Origin of the sequence: Paracoccus sp. Ld10 (genome assembly GCF_045064235.1) — a bacterium.
Lineage (GTDB): Bacteria > Pseudomonadota > Alphaproteobacteria > Rhodobacterales > Rhodobacteraceae > Paracoccus.
Genome location: NZ_JBISHD010000029.1, coordinates 13858 through 31792, shown reverse-complemented (window position 1 = coordinate 31792; position 17935 = coordinate 13858). Strand labels below are relative to the sequence as shown.

Sequence of the window (17935 nt, the reverse complement as noted above, 5' to 3'; positions counted from 1 at the left end):
CTATACCGGTATCGACCGGGAACGGAGAGCACGATGCCCGTGATGCGGATGGATGCCGACCAGCCTGCGGCCCCTGCCCTGCGGGAGGCGGCGCGCCGGTTGCCCGCAGGGGCGCCGATCCTGGTGATGCTGCACGGTTACCGCTACTCCCCCGCCCATCCGTCGCATGATCCGCACCGCCATATCCTGTCTCCCACGCCCGGCCCAGGCGGGATATCCTGGCCGCAGCAGTTGGGATTTTGCGGCGATCCGGCCGAAGGTCTGGCACTGGCCTTTGGCTGGGAGGCGCGGGGCCGGCTGCGCCACGCCTATGACCGCGCGGCATGGGCCGGGGCGACCCTTGGTGGCCTGATCAATGACCTGGCGACGGTGGCGGGACGGCCCGTGGGGCTGATCGGGCATTCGCTTGGCGGTCGGGTGGCTCTGCAGGCGCTGGATCATGCCGCGCCGGGCAGCATCGGCCGGATCGTCCTGTTGAACGCCGCCGAATTTCAGGACACGGCCATGACCGCGCTGGACAGTCCCGCAGGCCGGATGGCAGAGGTTCTCAACGTCACCGCCCGCGAAAACGACCTGTTCGATTTCGGGCTGGAACAGCTGCTGTCGCGCGGGCGCAGGCGGGCGCTTGGGGCGGGGCTGGCGCAGGCGCGCACCAACTGGGTGGATCTGCAGATCGACGATGCCGCCACGCTGGAGGCGTTGGAGACACTGGGCTTTCCCACCGCCCGCGCGGCACGGCTGATGTCGCATTGGACGCCCTATCAACGGCAGGGATTGTTTGCGTTCTATCGCGCTGCAATGTGCCACCCCTGGGCGCTGCCTCTGGGCCTGTTGCGCCATCACCTGCCGTTGCGGCCGCAGCCGCGCTGGTCGCGGCTGCTGGCGGGACCAGCCGTTTTGGGCGGGCTGCGGGCCTAGGCCTGACCGTCGTCCTTGGCAGGCAGGGCGTGGTCGCGATACAGCTTGGCATTACCCAAAAGGAACGCGAACAGCAGCACCGGCAGGCCGAATGTCTTGAACCAGACCCAGGTGCTGTCCGACATGTTGCGCCAGACCAGTTCGTTCGCGATGGCAAGCGCCACAAAGAACAGCGCCATGCGCAGTGTCAGTTTGCGCCATCCTTCGGCGTCCATCGGCAACGCCTCGGACAGGACCGCGCCCAGCCAGTTGCGGCGCAGGATCAAGCCCACGCCCAGAATGGCCGCGAACAGCAGATAGATGATCGTGGGTTTCAGCTTGAAGAAGCGCGGATCGTTCAGCCAGACCGACAACCCGCCAAAGACGATGACCAGAACCAGCGTAGCGACCTGCATCGGCGCCAGTTTTCCGGTGATGCGCCACTGAATCGCGGTGGTCAGCATCAGCGCGGGAATGAAGGCCAGCGTGGCCAGGATAAACCCGCCATAGCTTTCCCCCGCGATCGTCACGGTGTCGTTGCGATACAGCATGAACACCGCAAAGAACAGGATCAGGGGGCCGAACTCCAGCGCCGGCTTGACCCAGGGTTTCGTGTTTTCCATCCCGATTGCCTTTTTGTGGCCACCCGTCAGGCGGCGAATTCCACGATCACCGCGCCAAGCGCGATCAGTGCCATCAGCGCGACGCGCCGCGGCCCCACCTTTTCGCCCAGGATCACCCAGCCCACAAGGGCGGCGAACACGGTCGAGGTTTCCCTCAACACGGCAGCGCGGCCCACCTCGTCGATGCGGGTGGCCAGCATCACCGACCCGAAACTGGCGAATGCCACGACCGCGCCGATCATCCCCCGCGCAGCCAGCGGTGCGATCTCCGCACGCGGCAGGGCGGCCAGAGATCGCCAGCTGAGCAGCGGCATGAAGATGCCGTCCAGCACAAAAAACCATGCCAGAAACGTGAACGGGTTCGCGGCCAGCCGGATGCCCCAGGCGTCATAGGTCGTATAGGCCGCGACTGTCACCCCGGTGATCAGCGCCCAGACCAGCGCGGGAACCAGCGTGTCGCGACCCACCTGCAGCTTGCGCAGGCTGTTCAGTGCCAGCCCGAAGATTCCGCCCACCAGCATGGCCAGTCCCACCCACTGCACCGCGTTGAAACGTTCGTCGAACACGATCATCGCGACCAGAACCACGACCAGCGGCGCGGAGCCGCGCACGACCGGATAGACGACCGTATACGCACCCCGCTGATAGGTCCGCGCCTGCGCGACCTTGTAGGCGATGTGAATGCCCATCGCGCCCGCCAGCACCGGCCACAGATGCGGATCGGGCCAGGGCACCAGAAACAGCGCCACAGGCAGCGCCAGCATCAGATAGGACAGGTCGATCGCGGCGCGGCTGATCCAGGGGTCGTGCCGGCCCTTTTGCAATGCCCCGAAGACCGCGTGCAGAAACGCCGCCGTGATCGCCAGGATCGACGCCAGCCGCGCTCCCTGTTCGGTCCCGGCAATCTGGATGATGTAATCGCCCATGCCGCCTGATGGCCCCTGATTGCAGGATGTGCAAGACGCGGCGTGTCAGTCCAGCCGGATCGCCGCCACGATCGGTCCGGGCAAGGCGCGCTTGCCCATCATCCGCTGGACCAGCAGGGCGTGGCGGGTGTCGTCGGGAAAGGCGGCATCGCCGACCAGATCGGCGCGCACCGTCAGACGCAACGGCTGCAGGCCATCCCACCGTGTCAGATGCTGCATCGCCAGCACGACGTTTGTATAAACGACGGTCTTGCCCCGGTTCTCTCCGGCGGTCATGTCGACGGGGCGCTCGGGCGCATAGCGGATCAGCAGGACGTCGATCTTGCCGCCCAGGTCGGACAGGGGCTGCAGCTCGATCGTCTCGCCGATGTCGGTGCGGTCACGCTGGATGGTGACCTGCGCGGGGGCAAAGCGGTGCGCGTCGATCAGTCCCATCAGCTGCGCAGGCCCCGGCGCGACCGCTGTGTCCTGTCCGTCCACGATGATTTGGGGCGTATAGACCGAACGTTCACCAACGGCATGGGCATAGGCAGTTTGGCGTTCGGTGAATTCGGGCCGCGCGAAACTGTCCGCCCAGCCCAGATAATCCCAATAGTCGACGTGATATGACAGCGCCAGAACGTCGTTCTGCCCCGCCAGCATCGTCAGCATCGCATCGGCCGGCGGGCATGACGAACACCCCTGAGAGGTGAACAGCTCGACCACCACCGGCCGATTGGCAGAGGGCAGGTCGGCGGTCACCGGCGGCGCATCATTGGCCGAGGCGAACCCGTTCACGCCCCCCGATTCCGTCAGCGACAGCGTCGAGGGTATCTGCCTGCCCGGATCGTCCGGGGCCGTGATCAGCGGTGCCTGTGGCCGCATGCCGGCATGGCCCGGACCCTGCGCCGCTGCCGGCACCACGGCCAGCATCGCCACGACCAGTGGGGCCCAGCCCATTCCGCGGCGCGGCCTCAATGCAGATCGGGGCCATAGGGCCATCGGATGTTTCCCGTCATGTTTCACATGCAATGTGTTAACGGGCCGTGGGGGGGAAGGCCAAATCAAGGCTTCGTCAGCACGCGCGCCAGCCGGGTGCGTGCCTCTTGAGCAACAGGATGGGGTATGGTATGCAATCGCATACAATTCGTGACGCAACCCTTGCGCGATGCCCTGCGATCGGGCAAAGCAAGGCACACGCCAGACCCATCCATTCTTGCAGACAGGGAGGCCTTGATGCCCATCCAGACCGGAACCGATACCGCCAAGACGCGCCGCACGCTGAGCGCGGGCGCCCAAAGCGTCGACTATTTCTCGATCGCTGCCGCCACCGAGGCGGGGCTTGGCGATTTCTCGAAACTGCCGGCCGCGCTCAAGGTCGTGCTGGAAAACATGCTGCGCTTTGAGGATGGCGGCCGGACCGTGTCCGTCGACGACGTCAAGGCGTTCGCGCAATGGGCCACCGACGGCGGCCGCAGCAGCCGCGAGATCGCGTACCGCCCTGCCCGCGTTCTGATGCAGGATTTCACCGGCGTTCCCGCCGTGGTCGACCTGGCCGCGATGCGCGACGGCATCAAGGCGCTTGGCGGCGACCCGCAGCAGATCAACCCGCTGAACCCTGTCGATCTGGTCATCGACCATTCGGTGATGATCGACGAATTCGGCACCCCCCGCGCGTTCCAGAGAAACGTCGAGCTGGAATATGAACGCAACATGGAGCGTTACACGTTCCTGAAGTGGGGCCAGAGGGCGTTCAACAATTTCCGCGTGGTCCCGCCCGGCACCGGGATCTGCCATCAGGTGAACCTGGAATACCTGGCCCAGACCGTCTGGACCGACACCGATCAGACCGGCGCGACCGTCGCATACCCCGACACGCTGGTCGGCACCGACAGCCACACCACCATGGTCAACGGTCTGGCCGTTCTTGGCTGGGGCGTGGGCGGGATCGAGGCCGAGGCCGCGATGCTGGGCCAGCCGATCTCGATGCTGATCCCCGAGGTCGTGGGCTTTGAGGTGACCGGCGCACTGGCCGAGGGCGTGACCGCCACCGACCTGGTGCTCAAGGTCGTGCAGATGCTGCGCGCCCATGGCGTCGTCGGCAAGTTCGTCGAATTCTATGGCCCCGGCCTGGACCACATGCCGCTGGCCGACCGCGCGACCATCGCCAACATGGCCCCCGAATACGGCGCCACCTGCGGCTTTTTCCCGATCGACGACGAGACGCTGCGCTATCTGCGTCAGACCGGCCGCGAGGAGGACCGCATCGCCCTGGTCGAGGCCTATGCCAAGGAAAACGGTTTCTGGCGGACCCCGGACTATGCGCCGGTCTACTCCTCGACTCTGTCGCTGGACCAGAGCACCGTCGTTCCGGCGATCTCGGGCCCCAAGCGTCCGCAGGACCACGTGCCCCTGACCGAGGCCGCGACCGCGTTCGGCGAATACATCCGCGGCATCCGTCCCGCGATGTCCGTGCCGGCTCAGGAAAAGGCCGAGATGACCGAAGAGGCCGGATCCCCCGATCCCGCCCCCGAGGAAATTCCCGGTGGCAGCCACGGCCACCTGAACAGCGCACCTGTCGAGGGCGAGGATTACATCCTGCGTGACGGTTCGGTCGTGATCGCGTCGATCACGTCCTGCACCAACACGTCGAACCCCTATGTGCTGATGGCTGCGGGCCTTGTCGCCCGCAAGGCGCGTGCCCTGGGCCTGACCCGCAAGCCCTGGGTGAAAACGTCGCTGGCACCCGGTTCGCAGGTGGTCGAGGAATACCTCAAGGCCGCGAACCTGCAGGAGGATCTGGACGCCCTGGGCTTCAACCTGGTCGGGTTCGGCTGCACCACCTGCATCGGCAACTCTGGTCCGCTGCAGCCCGAAATTTCCAAGGCGGTGAATGACAACGACCTGGTGGCCGTGTCGGTCCTGTCGGGCAACCGCAACTTTGAAGGGCGCATCAGCCCCGATGTTCGCGCGAACTATCTGGCCTCGCCCCCGCTGGTGGTGGCCTATGCCATCGCGGGCGACATGAACATCGACGTGACCAAGGATCCGCTGGCCCATACGCCCGACGGCAAGCCCGTGTACCTTAAGGATATCTGGCCGACCTCCAAGGAGGTTGCGGATCTGGTCGACACCATCGTCACGCGTGAGATGTTCCAGGCCAAATACGCCGACGTCTTCAAGGGCGACGAGCGGTGGCAGGGCGTCGAGATCACCGACAGCGAGACCTATGACTGGCCGGCCGCGTCGACCTATATCCAGAACCCGCCCTATTTCCAGGGCATGTCCAAGGATGCGGGCACGATCAGCGACGTCAAGGGCGCACGCGTTCTGGCGCTGCTGGGCGACATGATCACCACCGACCACATCAGCCCCGCCGGTTCGTTCAAGCCGACAACCCCGGCAGGCCAGTACCTGACCGAACGTCAGGTCGCGCCGCGTGATTTCAACAGCTACGGCTCGCGCCGCGGCAACCACGAGATCATGATGCGCGGCACATTCGCCAACATCCGTATCAAGAACGAGATGCTGGACGGGGTCGAGGGCGGCTATTCCAAGGACGCATCCGGCAATCAGGCGGCGATCTATGACGCCGCGATGTCCTATGTCGAGCAGGACACCCCGCTGGTGGTGTTCGGCGGCAAGGAATACGGCGCCGGTTCGTCGCGTGACTGGGCGGCCAAGGGCACCAACCTGCTGGGCGTCAAGGCCGTGATCGCGGAATCGTTCGAGCGCATCCACCGGTCCAACCTGGTCGGCATGGGCGTCATCCCGTTCGAGTTCACCAATGGCGACACCCGCCATTCGCTGAACCTGACCGGCGACGAGGTCGTGACGATCGACGGGCTGGCGGGCGATTTCAAACCGCTGTCGATGGTCCCCTGCACGATCCGCTATGCCGATGGCACCGAAAAGACGGTCCAGCTTAAGGCCCGCGTCGATACCGAAGTCGAGATCGACTATCTGAAGAACGGTGGCGTGCTGCACTATGTGCTGCGCAACCTCGCCGCCGCCTGATTAGGCAGCAATGCAAACGAAAACCCCCGGCACTGCGCCGGGGGTTTTTTCATGTCCATGTGCATCAGGGGCGTGGATCAGCCGCCGATGGCGACACCTTCGCGGCGCGGATCGGTGCCGCCCTCCAGCCCGTCGGGCGTGATGACGATTCCCTGCAGGCCGGATGTCAGCTCCATCTCGTTCAACTCGAACCCCATGGCAGTCAGCCCGTCGGTCAGGGCCGCGGGTAGGCCCGCCTCCACGTCCATCGGCCCGAAACGGTTCACCAGGTTCGGCGCACCCATCGCGGCCTGAATGTCCATCCCCCAGTCCAGATGCGCCACGATGGCCCGCGTGACATAGCCGATGATCCGGCTGCCGCCCGGCGATCCGATCACCATCGCGGGCGCCCCGTCGCGCAGCACGATGGTCGGCGCCATCGACGACCGCGGACGCTTGCCAGGTGCCACGGCATTGGCGATGGGCCAGCCGTCGGCGTCATGGGTCTCAAAGCTGAAATCGGTCAGTTCGTTGTTCAGCAGGAAGCCCCCGGCCATGACCCGCGACCCGAACCCGTTCTCGATGGTGGTGGTCATCGACAGGGCGTTGCCGTCGCCGTCCACGATGGAGATATGCGTGGTCGAGGGCAGCTCCAGCGCACTGTCCTGACCCCACAGGCCGGCATGGCTCCAGCCGGGCTGGCCGGCGGTGACCTCGGGCAGGCTGTCGTCGCCCTGCAGCAGGGCCGCGCGTTCGTCCAGATAGGCCTGATCGATCAGCCCCTCGGTCGGCATCGGCACGTGATCGGCATCGGCCATGTATCGGCCCCGGTCTGCAAAGGCCAAGCGCGACGCATCGCCGATCAGGCGCCAAGCCTCGGGGCTTTCGGCGCCCAGGGCCGCCAGGTCAAAGCCGCCCAGCATCCCCAGGATCTGTCCCACCGTAAGCCCCCCCGACGATGGCGGGCCCATGCCGCAGACATCATGGGCCCGATATTCGACGCAGACCGCCGGACGCTCGACGACGCGATAGGCGGCCAGATCGGCCCGCGTCAGCATGCCCGGATTATCCTCGGCGCCGCGGACCGCGGCAACGATCCGGTCCGCGATGGGACCGTCATAAAACGCATCCGCACCGTCACGTGCCAGCATCCGCAACGTGTCGGCATAGGCGGGGTTGGTCAGGCTTGCCCCCTCCGCGACGGGCTGGCCGTCGGGAAAGAAATAGTCCGTCGCGGCCGGATAGCGGGCCAGCGCATCGCCTTCGGACGCGACCAGCGAGGCCAGCCGGGGCGAAACCGTGAACCCGTTCTGTGCCAGATCGATGCCGTCCTGGAACAGGCCGGACCAATTGGCGCGGCCCCATTTGCGATGCGCGACCTCCAGCAGGCGGGGCGTGCCGGGGGTGCCGACGGATCGACCGCCCACGACGGCCTCCATGAACGCCAGCGGCTGGCCGTCATCGTCTTGGAACAGCGTGGGCGTGGCGGCCATGGGTGCGGTCTCGCGTCCGTCGAGGGTGGTCACCTCGCCCGTGGCGGCGTCGTACCAGACCAGGAACGACCCACCCCCAAGGCCGGAGCTTTGCGGCTCCACCAGACCCAGCACGACCTGGACCGCGACCATCGCGTCCGCCGCGCTGCCCCCCTGTTCCAGAACGCGCGCACCGGCCTGCACGGCCAGCGGATGGGCGGCGGTGATCATCCAGTCGGGGGCGGTGACGGGACGGCCCTCGGCCTTTGCGGCCAGCCCGTCGCGAGCGGCCTGCGTCAGATCGCCGAACCCCTCGGTCGCGACCTGCGTGCCGGATGCGCCCTCGGGCGCGATCGCATCGGTTGCCTGTTGGGCCATGCCCCATGTCGCGCTGCCCATCAACAGCGCCAGCGCCAGTCCCGTCCGTGTCATCTGCCGTCTCCCCGGTTTGTGCATGCCTTTGGATCAGCATGTCGCGCACGGGGCCGCGGCGCAAGCGTGGCCTAGTCCTGATCCGCCAGCGCGCGTTCCAGTTCGGGCAGGAAACGGGCCTGATAGTCGGCGTCGACCAACGGACCGGCGAACCGGTACAGCACCGTGCCGTCGCCATCGATGATGAAGGTTTCGGGCGGGGCGGTCACGCCCCAGTCGATCGCCGACCGGCCCCGCGTGTCGGTCGCGATGGCGGCAAACGGGTCGCCGTCCGCGGACAGAAACTCCAGCGCGTTGGCGTCGATGTCACGCAGATCGACGCCATAGACGGGCAACTGTTCGGACAGGGCCATCAGGGTCGGGTGTTCGATCCGGCAGGGCGGGCACCAGCTGGCCCAGAAGTTCACCAGCTTGACCCCCGGTTCGCGCAGCATCGCATCGGTCAGTTGAGTCTTGCCCGGCAGCGTGGTCGCGGGCACCGATGGAGCCTGTCGTCCGATCATCGCGGACGGCACGCTGCCCGGATCGTCGCGGTTCATGCCCCACAGGAACGTGGCGGCCAGCGCTGCAAAGGCCAGCGGAGGCAGGAGCATCAGGGGGGCGATCCTAGCCATTGCGCTCGAACTCCTGCAGGGCGCGGCGGGCGCGGGCGTTGGCGACGACGGTGTGCCAGACCAGCCCCGCGATCAGCGTGACACTGACCACATAGGCGGCCAGCACGGTCCCGGCATACTGTCCAAGATCGATCATGCGCGCATGTCCCTGGCTTGCAGCGCGGCGAGGCGGCGCTTGCGGATTTCGGTTCGGGTGCGGATCAGGATCAGCGCCAGCGTCAGCAGAAAGAAGCCCAACATCGATACATACAGCGGGTGGCGATAGACGGCCGACATGCGCTCACCCGGCGCGACGGACAGGCTGGCCCCCTGATGCAGGCCCTGGTTCCAGAACAGCACCGCATAGCGTGACAGCAGCGCAAAGACCGACCCCACCAGGCACAAGACGCCCGTCAGGTCGGCGGCACTGTCCGGGTCATCGACGGACGCCCACAGCGCGATATAGCCGATGTAGAACAGAAACAGGATCAGGAACGAGGTCAGCCGCGGGTCCCATTCCCACCACGTCCCCCACATCGGCTGGCCCCAGATGGCGCCGGTTGCCAGCGCGATCAGCGTCATCACCGCCCCGATGGGCGCGGCCGCACGGGCGGCCAGGGCGCTGACATGGTGACGACGGATGATCCAGATCAGCGATGCGACCAGCATCATCACCCAGATGTTGATGGCCATCATCGCGGCGGGGACGTGCAGAAAGACGATCTTGACCGTCGATCCCTGCCTGAAATCCTGGGGCGTCAGGAACCCCCAGACCACCCCGCCCACGCAGCAGATTGCCGCGCTGCCCACCAGCCAGGGCAAGGCCCCGTCGGTGGTGCGCATGAACTTTGCGGGGTTTGCATATTCCCAGATCGACATGTGTCCGTGTATTCCCTGTTTTCCACGCGCCCTCAAGGGCATCTCACCGCAGATTGACCCGCAACGCCGCCGCCGCCGCCAGCGGGATCAGCGCCAGCACCGCAAGCGTGATGCCTGCCAGAAACACCAGCGGCGTGGCAATGGCCTGCCCCTCGGCCCCGCGGCGGGTGATCTCGGCGCCAAAGATCAGCGTGGGGATGTAGAGCGGCAGGACCAGCAGCGACAACAGCAACCCCCCCCGGCGCAGACCCACCGTGATCGCCGCCCCGAACGCGCCCAGCATCGACAGCGCCGGCGTGCCCAAGGCCAGCGACAGAACCAGCGCCGGGCCCGCCTGCATCGGCAGGTGCAGCAGCACCCCGAATAGCGGTGCGGCCAATACCAGCGGCAGGCCGGTCGTGATCCAATGGGCCAGAGCCTTGATCGCGACCGCGCCCTCCAGCGGCAGGGGGGCAGTGGCCAGCAGGTCCAGGCTGCCGTCCTCATGGTCAAGCGCAAAGATGCGGTCCAGCGACAACAGGCAGGCCAGCAGCGCGCCGACCCACAGGATGCCCGGTGCAACGGGGGCCAGCGTGGCGCGGTCGGGGCCGACCCCGAAAGGCACCAGCGCCGACAGGATCAGAAAGAACGCCACGCCCAGGCCGAACCCGCCGCCCGCCCGCGTGGCCAATCTCAGGTCGCGGATCAGCAGCGCGATCATCCGAAGGCCTCGTTGAAGCCGGAGGGCCGCGTGACGGGCGTGCCCGGTCGGGAACGGAACGGGGTCAGGTCCAGCACGCGGGCCTCAGGCAGGTCCAGGTCGATATGCGTGGCGATCAACGCCGCGCCGCCCTGTCCCAGATGATCGGCCACCACCTGCGCAAAGCGCGCGACCGATGCGGTATCCAACGAGACCGTCGGCTCGTCCAGCACCCACAGCGGTCGGCCTGTCACCAGCAGCCGGGCCAGACCCAGCCTGCGTTTCTGGCCCGCCGACAGCGCCGCCGCCGGGCGTTCGGCAAGGGATGTCAGGTCCATCGCGGCCAGCGCGCGGTCCACGCCCTGCCCACCAAAGACACGCGCCCAGAATGTCAGGTTTTCCCGCGCCGTCAGGGCCGGTTTCAGCCCATCGGCGTGCGCGGCATAGGCGACCGCGTCGTCGGCCATATCGATCCGTCCCGCGACCGGCGATTGCAGCCCCGCGATGGTGCGCAGCAGCGTGGTCTTGCCCAGCCCGTTCGGCCCGCGCAGGATCAGCGCCTGACCGGGGTCCAGCGCAAAGCTGACGCCTTCGACCGTCCGCAGACCGCCGCGCGCGACGGCAAGGTCATGGACGGCCAGCAGGCTCAAACGGGGATCAGGGCACAGGCGACGCGCCGCCCCTCGGACAGGGTGACGTTGTAGGTGCGCGCCGCGGTGGCCGAGGCCATCGCCTCGACCCGCACGCCAAGCGCGTCCAGCTGTGCCGCCAGATCGCGGGGCGCATAGGCGACCTGCGCGCCAAGGCCCAGGAACAGCACGTCAACCCGCCCGGCCAGCGCCAGCAGCGGGCCGGGATCGTCCAGCCCGCCCCATGGGGTCACGCGGTCGGCCTCGATGACCTGCGGACCCTGATGGACCTTTCCGCTGATGCGGAAGAACCCGGGGCCATAGCCGTCCACCGCGTTCTGGCCGGTGAAATCCGTGGGCGTTAACGCAGGCATCAGACCTCCTCTGCGCCCTCAAAGGGGGACAGGTTCTTTTTCGGACCGTTGCCGTCCTTGGACCAGTCGCGTTTCACGCCCAGCCACAGAACCACGCTCTTGGCGATGTAGACGGTGGAATAGGTGCCCACGAACACGCCCCATAGCATCGCAAAGACGAACCCGCGCACCACATCACCGCCCAACACCAGCATCGCGGTCAGTGCGATGGCGGTCGTGACGGCGGTCATCACGGTCCGCGACAACGTCTCGTTCACGGTCAGGTTCATCACATCGATCAGTTTCATGGTCTTCAACTTGATCAGGTTCTCTCTCAGCCGGTCAAAGACGACGACGGTGTCGTTGACTGAAAAACCAAGCGTGGTCAGCAGCGCCGCGATGGTCGTCAGGTCGAATTTCATCTGGAACACGGCAAAGATGCCGACCGTCAGGATTATATCGTGCAACAGCGACACCACGGCGCCAATGGCGAACTGCCATTCGAACCGCAGCCAGATGTAGAAAAGGATGCCGACTGTCGCCGCCGCGACCGCCATGATGGCCGTGCGGATCAATTCCGCCGACACCTTGGGTCCAACGGATTCGACCGAGGCGAATGTCACCTGCGGATCGACCTGCTGCAATGCGGTCTGCACCTCGGCCAGTTGTTCGGGAGAGACAGAGCCCGCCTCTTCGGTGGTGCCGATGCGGACCAGCGCGACGTGGCGATCGGCCCCGAACGAGGGATCGAACACCTCGGTGATGGCCACGTCGCTGAAGCCCATTCCGTCCAGCGCCTGACGGTATTCACCGATGTCGAACGCGGTGGTGCTTTCGGTGCGGACTGTCGTGCCGCCCCGAAAGTCGATGCCATAGTTCAGCCCCATGAAGATCGTCGCCAGGATCGACACCACAACCGCCACGGCCGAAATCCCGACGGTCAGCCATTGCCAGCGGAAAAAGTCGATCTTGGTGACGTCGGGGACCAGTTTCAGACGGAAAGCCATGATTGCGTCCCCCTTACAGGTTCAACTGGGCAGGCTTGCGCCATTCCAGCCAGGTGAGGATCATCAGGCGCGTCAGGAAGATCGCCGTGAAGACCGAGGTGACCAGACCGATGGTCAGCGTGACGGCAAAGCCCTTGACCGGGCCGGACCCCAGGTAGAACATCACCGCCGCCGCGATGAACCCGGTGACGTTGGCGTCCATGATCGCGCTCATCGCCTCGCGGAAGCCGTCCTCGACGGCGCGGAACGGACGCTTGGCGCGGCGCAGTTCCTCGCGGATGCGTTCAAAGATGATGACGTTGGCATCGACCGCGGTGCCGACGGTCAGCACGATGCCGGCGATGCCCGGCAGGGTCAGCGTGGCACCCATCATGCCCATGATCGACAGGACCAGGATCACGTTGACCCCGACCGCGATGGACGCGAACACCCCGAACAGGCCATAGCTGGCGATCAGGTAGGCCGCGACCAGCCCGGTGGCGACGATGGCCGAGATGCGCCCGGCCTCGATGCTGTCCTGACCCAGTTCGGGGCCGACGGTGCGTTCTTCCAGAAAGGTCAGTTCGGCCGGCAGGGCGCCGGCGCGCAGCAGGATCGACAGCTGGTTCGCCTGATCGAAATCCATCGAGCCGGAGATCTGTCCCGACCCGCCGGTGATCGCCGAGCGGATGACAGGGGCCGAGATGACCTGGTTGTCCAGCACGATGGCGAACGGCTGGCCGATATTGGCCGAGGTATAGGCCCCGAACGCCCGCGCACCCGTCGGGTTGAACCGAAAGTTGACGGACGGCAGGCCGTTCTCGTCACTGGCGGGCAGCGCGTCCACCAGATCCTCGCCGGTGACGACGGGGCTTTGTTCCAGGATGTAGAACAAGCCGGGCTGGTCGATCGACGGCGCGATGGTCTGGCCGACGCCGGGCTGGGCCTGCGGGTCAGCGGTAGAGCCCACGACCGGGTTGAAGGTCAGCTGCGCGGTGGTGCCGATCAGTTCCTTGAGTTCCGCGGCCGATCCGATACCGGGCACCTGGATCACGATGCGATCCTCGCCCTGACGGGTGATAGTGGGTTCGCGAGTGCCGACCTCGTCGACGCGGCGGCGCACGATCTCCAATGATTGCTGAATGGTGCGGTCGTCGGTCACGGCCTTTTCGGCGTCCGACAGCTGGATGGTCAGCGTTGCCCCTTGGGTGCTGATGGCCAGCGATTGCTGGCCCGCGCCGGTCAGGGTCGATACGGGCGTCGAAAACCCGCGCACGATCTGGGTCGCGGCGGCCATCTGGTCGGCATTGCCGATCTCGATCGCCAGAACGCCGTCGGGCGAGGCGGCACGGCGGACCGACCCCACGGTGTCGCGGGCATCCGACAGCGCGCGGCGCAGTTCAGGCCACAGCGCATCCATGCGCGATTTATAGACCTGATCGACCTGCACTTCGCCCAGCAGATGGGCGCCACCGCGCAGGTCCAGCCCCAGATTGACCAGATGCGACGGCATCCACGACGGCCACCCGTCACGCGCCGCCACCAGTTCGGGCGTCTCGACGCCGGTGGCCTCGATCTGGGCCACGGCATCGTTATGCGCCTCGACGCGGGCGTAGAATGCGTTGGGCGATGCGTAAAGCAGGCCCAGAAGGCAGATCCCGAAGATCAGGATGCGCTTCCATCGGTCGATCTGAAGCATCGTGCTCAGGGCCTTTTCAGCTGTTTGCGGCGACAGGTTCGGTCTTGTTGACGACCTGTGCCAGGGTGCTGCGGATCACGCGGACGCGCACGCCGGTCGCGATCTCGACTTCCAGCTCGTCGTCGCGGACCGTCATGACCTTGCCCAGGATGCCGCCCTGGGTGACCACATGGTCGCCCTTCTTGACGTTCTCGACCATCGCGCGATGCGTTTTCAGACGCTTTTGCTGGGGGCGGATCATCAGGAAATACATGATCGCAAAGATCAGGATCAGCGGGATGAACTGCGCGAATGCAGCACCGGCACCGGCGCCGCCGGCGGCTTGGGCATAGGCGGGGGTCACGAACATCAAGGGTCCTTTCGGGCTGGGGACGCGACCGGGGCCGCGGCAGGATTGGCGCGCAACCTAGCCGCGCTGCCCGCCCTTGGCAAGAAAGCGCCCGGACCTCCGTGGGCAAGGGCGGCGAACGTCCTCGTGATCAGGATTGCGCCGGCTGCGCGCGTTCCACCAGCCGCGCAAAAAAGCTGGCCCCGACCGGAGAGATGGCATCGTTGAAGTCATAGGCCGGGTGGTGGACCCCCGCCCCGTCCCCCTGCCCCAGAAACAGATAGCAACCCGGCCGCGCGTTCAGCATATAGCTGAAATCCTCGGCCCCCATCTCGCGGCCGGCATCGGGGTCGACATTGCCGTCGCCCGCGATCTCCTGCGCGACGCGGACGGCAAACGCGGTCTGGTCGGGGTCGTTGACGGTGGCCGGATACCCCTCCTGATAATTCAGGCGAATCTCCACACCATAGGCCTGTGCCTGACCGTCGCAGATCTGGGTCATGCGGCGGCGGACCATGTCACGCACATGCGGGGCAAAGGTCCGCACCGTGCCGCAGATATAGGCCGTGTCCGGCACGATGTTGTCGGCGCTGCCGGTATGGATCTGGGTGACCGACAGGGCCAGGTCGTCGGCGGTGTGGTGGTTGCGGCTGCTGATCGTCTGGATCGCGCCGACCACCGCCACGGCGGCGACGATCGGATCGGCCGTCAGGTGCGGCATCGCGCCATGCCCGCCACGCCCCTGCACGTCGATCTCGAACGTGTCGACGGCGGCCATGATCGGGCCGGGGGTGGTCTGAAAGCTGCCGGTCTGCTGGCCGGGATTGTTGTGCATCGCAAAGACGCGTTCGATGTCGAACCGGTCCATCATACCGTCGCGCACCATCGCGTCGCCGCCGCCGCCATTCTCTTCGGCGGGCTGAAAGATCAGCGCGACGCGGCCGGCGAAGTTGCGCGTCTCGGCCAGGTATTTCGCCGCCCCCAGCAGCATCGTGGTGTGCCCGTCATGCCCGCAGGCGTGCATCCGCCCCGCCACGGTCGATGCCCATGGCAGCCCCGTCACCTCGGTCATGGGCAGCGCGTCCATGTCGGCGCGCAGGCCGATGGTCGGGCCGTCCCCCTGCCCCCGGATGATCGCCACGACCCCGGTGCGGCCGATCCCCTCGTGGATCTCATCGACGCCGAACTCGCGTAGGCGCGTCGCGACAAAGGCCGCGGTCTGGCCGCAGTCGAAACCCAGTTCGGGGTGCTGGTGCAGATGGCGGCGCCATTCGGTCATCTGATCTGCGAAATCGGCGATGCGGTTCAGGACGGGCATGTGGACTTGGGCCTTGTGCTGTGGCAGTCGGAGGGCCATCTTCCGCCTGACGAAGGGAATTGCAATGACCCTCGACCCTGCCGCGCAGATCACGCGCCTGCTGGACATCATGGCCGCCTTGCGCGACCCTCAGACCGGCTGTCCCTGGGACATCGAACAGGATTTTGCCTCGATCGCCCCCTATACGATCGAAGAGGCCCACGAAGTCGAGGATGCGATCCAACGACAGGCCTGGGACGAACTGCCCGGAGAGTTGGGCGACCTGCTGTTGCAGGTGGTGTTCCACGCCCAAATGGCACGCGAGGCCGGGATGTTCGATTTCGCCGACTGCGCCGCCGCGATCAGCGACAAGCTTATATCCCGCCATCCGCATGTCTTTGGCGACGAGTCCCGCGACAAATCCGCCGAACAGCAGGTCAAGGACTGGGAGGCGATCAAGGCCGTCGAACGGGCGGGCAAGGCCGAGCGCGGCACGTTGGACGGGGTGGCCCTTGGGCTGCCCGCGCTGACACGAGCGCTGAAGCTGCAGAACCGTGCGGCGCGCGTCGGTTTCGACTGGCCCGGCCCCGCCGACGTGCTGGACAAGATCACCGAGGAGACCGCCGAACTGGTCGAGGCCCGCGACACGTTGGGCCCCGATGCGATGGAGGAAGAGTTCGGCGACCTGCTGTTCGTGATGGCCAATCTGGGCCGTCATCTGAAGATCGACCCCGAACTGGCCCTGCGCCGCGCCAACGCCAAGTTCACCCGGCGCTTTGGCGCGATCGAGGCCGCACTGGCCGCCGATGGCCGCCGCCCCGAGGACAGCGACCTGACCGAAATGGACCGCCTGTGGAACGCGGCCAAGGTCGCGGAAAAGGCCGTGGGTTAGCCCAGAGCGGCCTCGGTCACCTGCGCCAAGGCTGCGTCAAAAACCTCGATACCGCCCTTGGATGCGCCTTCGGACAGGGTGCGCTTCCACGCGCGGGCACCGGGCAGGCCGTGGAACAGGCCCAGCATGTGCCGCGTGAACTGGTGCAGCCGTCCGCCATGGGCAATATGGTCGACGATCATCGGGCGCATCGCCACGGCGACACCGGCCGGATCGGCAAAGGGCGGCACGTCGCCCCACAGCCCGTCCGCCGCACCCAGAATGTTCCACGGCTCGTGATAGGCCGCACGGCCGATCATCGCGCCATCCATCACCGCCAGCTGATCGCGCGCCTGATCCAGCGTCGTGATGCCGCCGTTGATCGACAGATGCAGCGCGGAAAATTCTGCCTTCATCGCGTGGACCAGCGGATAGTCCAGCGGTGGGATCTCGCGGTTCTCCTTGGGGCTGAGACCCTTTAACCAAGCCTTGCGGGCGTGGACCGTCACGCGGCGGATGCCCGCGCGCTGCAGCATGTCCAGAAACTCGGGCAGGATCTGATCGGCCTGCTGATCATCGACGCCGATACGGCATTTGACGGTAACGGGCACGGTACTGGCGTCCTGCATGGCCGACACGCAATCGGCGACCAGTTGCGGCGTGGTCATCAGGATCGCGCCGAACGCCCCCGACTGTACGCGGTCGCTTGGGCAGCCGCAGTTCAGGTTGATCTCGTCATAGCCCCACGGGGCGGCGATGCGCGTGGCCTGGGCCAGTTCCGCCGGGTCCGACCCGCCCAGTTGCAGCGCCAGCGGATGTTCGGCCGCGTCATGATCCAGCAGACGCGGCCGGTCGCCATGAATGATCGCGGGGGCCGTCACCATTTCGGTGTACAACAAGGCGCGACGCGACATCAGGCGGTGGAACCGCCGGCAATTCCGGTCGGTCCAATCCATCATCGGCGCGACCGACAGGCGCGCGGCATCACTGATCGGGTCGGGCATGCGGTGGTCCGGAATTGCGGGTCAAGGCCGCCGATATAGGCGCCCGTGACAAAAAGTGCAAACTGGCAAGGGAATGGTGGGTGATAAGGGATTTGAACCCCTGACATCTTCGATGTGAACGAAGCGCTCTACCACTGAGCTAATCACCCGTCGGGCTGGTCATTACCGCCAGCCGCGACTGGTTGCAAGAGGGCGATGCGCGTTTCGCCTCGCTGTTTTTTCCGTTTCGCCGGCGCAGGGTGATGATGTCTTCCCCGGGGGCATCACCTGTCAGGGTGAGTCGCGCGCGGCC

18 protein-coding genes and 1 tRNA gene are annotated in these 17935 nt (G+C 66.4%); 3 read left to right on the top strand and 16 right to left on the bottom strand.

The window, feature by feature from the left end; translation table 11 throughout:
* Positions 1 to 33 precede the first annotated feature (33 nt).
* Positions 34 to 918, top strand: coding sequence for an alpha/beta fold hydrolase (locus ACJJVR_RS11770; protein ID WP_405404779.1), 885 nt, complete (start codon positions 34 to 36; stop codon positions 916 to 918).
* Here ACJJVR_RS11770 and ACJJVR_RS11765 read toward each other — a convergent pair.
* The 3 genes from ACJJVR_RS11765 to ACJJVR_RS11755 are packed head-to-tail and all read right to left on the bottom strand — an operon-like array spanning position 915 to position 3385.
* A complete protein-coding gene (locus tag ACJJVR_RS11765) occupies positions 915 to 1520 on the bottom strand; it encodes an inner membrane-spanning protein YciB (RefSeq protein ID WP_405404777.1) in 606 nt (201 codons plus the stop codon). The two genes, ACJJVR_RS11770 and ACJJVR_RS11765, sit on opposite strands and share 4 nt — an antisense overlap.
* Positions 1521 to 1546: 26 nt before the next feature.
* On the bottom strand, positions 1547 to 2446 hold the full coding sequence (locus ACJJVR_RS11760) for an EamA family transporter (protein WP_405404776.1): 900 nt from the start codon (positions 2444 to 2446) through the stop codon (positions 1547 to 1549).
* Positions 2447 to 2491: 45 nt separating this feature from the next.
* Entirely contained in the window at positions 2492 to 3385 is an 894-nt protein-coding gene (locus ACJJVR_RS11755) for a DUF1223 domain-containing protein (protein WP_405404774.1), read from the bottom strand.
* 276 nt (positions 3386 to 3661) lie between these two features.
* Between ACJJVR_RS11755 and acnA the strand changes: the two genes are divergently transcribed.
* The gene (gene acnA / locus ACJJVR_RS11750; protein WP_405404773.1) at positions 3662 to 6442 is read left to right on the top strand and encodes an aconitate hydratase AcnA; all 2781 of its coding nucleotides are present in this window, start codon (positions 3662 to 3664) and stop codon (positions 6440 to 6442) included.
* 77 nt (positions 6443 to 6519) lie between these two features.
* Here the strand turns inward: acnA and ggt are convergent, their stop codons facing one another.
* The 11 genes from ggt to ACJJVR_RS11695 all read right to left on the bottom strand — a co-directional run bounded on the left by ggt (position 6520) and on the right by ACJJVR_RS11695 (position 15789).
* The gene (ggt, locus tag ACJJVR_RS11745; RefSeq protein WP_405404772.1) at positions 6520 to 8325 is read right to left on the bottom strand and encodes a gamma-glutamyltransferase; all 1806 of its coding nucleotides are present in this window, start codon (positions 8323 to 8325) and stop codon (positions 6520 to 6522) included.
* A 71-nt stretch (positions 8326 to 8396) separates the two neighbouring features.
* Positions 8397 to 8939, bottom strand: coding sequence for a DsbE family thiol:disulfide interchange protein (locus tag ACJJVR_RS11740; protein ID WP_405404770.1), 543 nt, complete (start codon positions 8937 to 8939; stop codon positions 8397 to 8399).
* Positions 8932 to 9075: a heme exporter protein CcmD gene (ccmD, locus tag ACJJVR_RS11735; protein WP_405404768.1), complete on the bottom strand. Its 144-nt coding sequence runs from the start codon at positions 9073 to 9075 to the stop codon at positions 8932 to 8934. The genes ACJJVR_RS11740 and ccmD overlap by 8 nt, the downstream gene beginning before the upstream one ends.
* A complete protein-coding gene (locus ACJJVR_RS11730; protein WP_405404766.1) occupies positions 9072 to 9797 on the bottom strand; it encodes a heme ABC transporter permease in 726 nt (241 codons plus the stop codon). The genes ccmD and ACJJVR_RS11730 overlap by 4 nt, the downstream gene beginning before the upstream one ends.
* Positions 9798 to 9840: 43 nt before the next feature.
* A complete protein-coding gene (ccmB, locus tag ACJJVR_RS11725) occupies positions 9841 to 10497 on the bottom strand; it encodes a heme exporter protein CcmB (RefSeq protein ID WP_405404764.1) in 657 nt (218 codons plus the stop codon).
* On the bottom strand, positions 10494 to 11126 hold the full coding sequence (gene ccmA, locus ACJJVR_RS11720) for a heme ABC exporter ATP-binding protein CcmA (RefSeq protein ID WP_405404762.1): 633 nt from the start codon (positions 11124 to 11126) through the stop codon (positions 10494 to 10496). The genes ccmB and ccmA overlap by 4 nt, the downstream gene beginning before the upstream one ends.
* Positions 11123 to 11479 (bottom strand): Mth938-like domain-containing protein, encoded by a 357-nt coding sequence (locus ACJJVR_RS11715; protein WP_405404760.1) that lies wholly within the window; start codon positions 11477 to 11479, stop codon positions 11123 to 11125. Before ACJJVR_RS11715 ends, ccmA begins: the two co-directional genes overlap by 4 nt.
* Positions 11479 to 12465, bottom strand: coding sequence for a protein translocase subunit SecF (secF, locus tag ACJJVR_RS11710; protein WP_405404758.1), 987 nt, complete (start codon positions 12463 to 12465; stop codon positions 11479 to 11481). The genes ACJJVR_RS11715 and secF overlap by 1 nt, the downstream gene beginning before the upstream one ends.
* Positions 12466 to 12478: 13 nt before the next feature.
* On the bottom strand, positions 12479 to 14143 hold the full coding sequence (secD, locus tag ACJJVR_RS11705; protein WP_405404756.1) for a protein translocase subunit SecD: 1665 nt from the start codon (positions 14141 to 14143) through the stop codon (positions 12479 to 12481).
* A 16-nt stretch (positions 14144 to 14159) separates the two neighbouring features.
* Complete coding sequence (yajC, locus tag ACJJVR_RS11700) at positions 14160 to 14492, bottom strand: preprotein translocase subunit YajC (RefSeq protein WP_405404754.1); 333 nt, start codon at positions 14490 to 14492, stop codon at positions 14160 to 14162.
* A 130-nt stretch (positions 14493 to 14622) separates the two neighbouring features.
* The gene (locus ACJJVR_RS11695) at positions 14623 to 15789 is read right to left on the bottom strand and encodes a M20 aminoacylase family protein (RefSeq protein ID WP_405404847.1); all 1167 of its coding nucleotides are present in this window, start codon (positions 15787 to 15789) and stop codon (positions 14623 to 14625) included.
* Between the two features lie 64 nt (positions 15790 to 15853).
* On the opposite strand from ACJJVR_RS11695, the gene mazG reads away from it, so the two are divergent.
* The gene (gene mazG, locus ACJJVR_RS11690; protein WP_405404752.1) at positions 15854 to 16660 is read left to right on the top strand and encodes a nucleoside triphosphate pyrophosphohydrolase; all 807 of its coding nucleotides are present in this window, start codon (positions 15854 to 15856) and stop codon (positions 16658 to 16660) included.
* Here mazG and dusA read toward each other — a convergent pair.
* Both dusA and ACJJVR_RS11680 read right to left on the bottom strand, forming a co-directional pair.
* Positions 16657 to 17643, bottom strand: a complete 987-nt coding sequence (gene dusA / locus ACJJVR_RS11685) for a tRNA dihydrouridine(20/20a) synthase DusA (RefSeq protein WP_405404751.1) — start codon at positions 17641 to 17643, stop codon at positions 16657 to 16659. The genes mazG and dusA overlap by 4 nt on opposite strands.
* A 74-nt stretch (positions 17644 to 17717) precedes the next feature.
* Positions 17718 to 17792, bottom strand: a tRNA-Val gene (locus ACJJVR_RS11680).
* Positions 17793 to 17935: the final 143 nt, after the last annotated feature.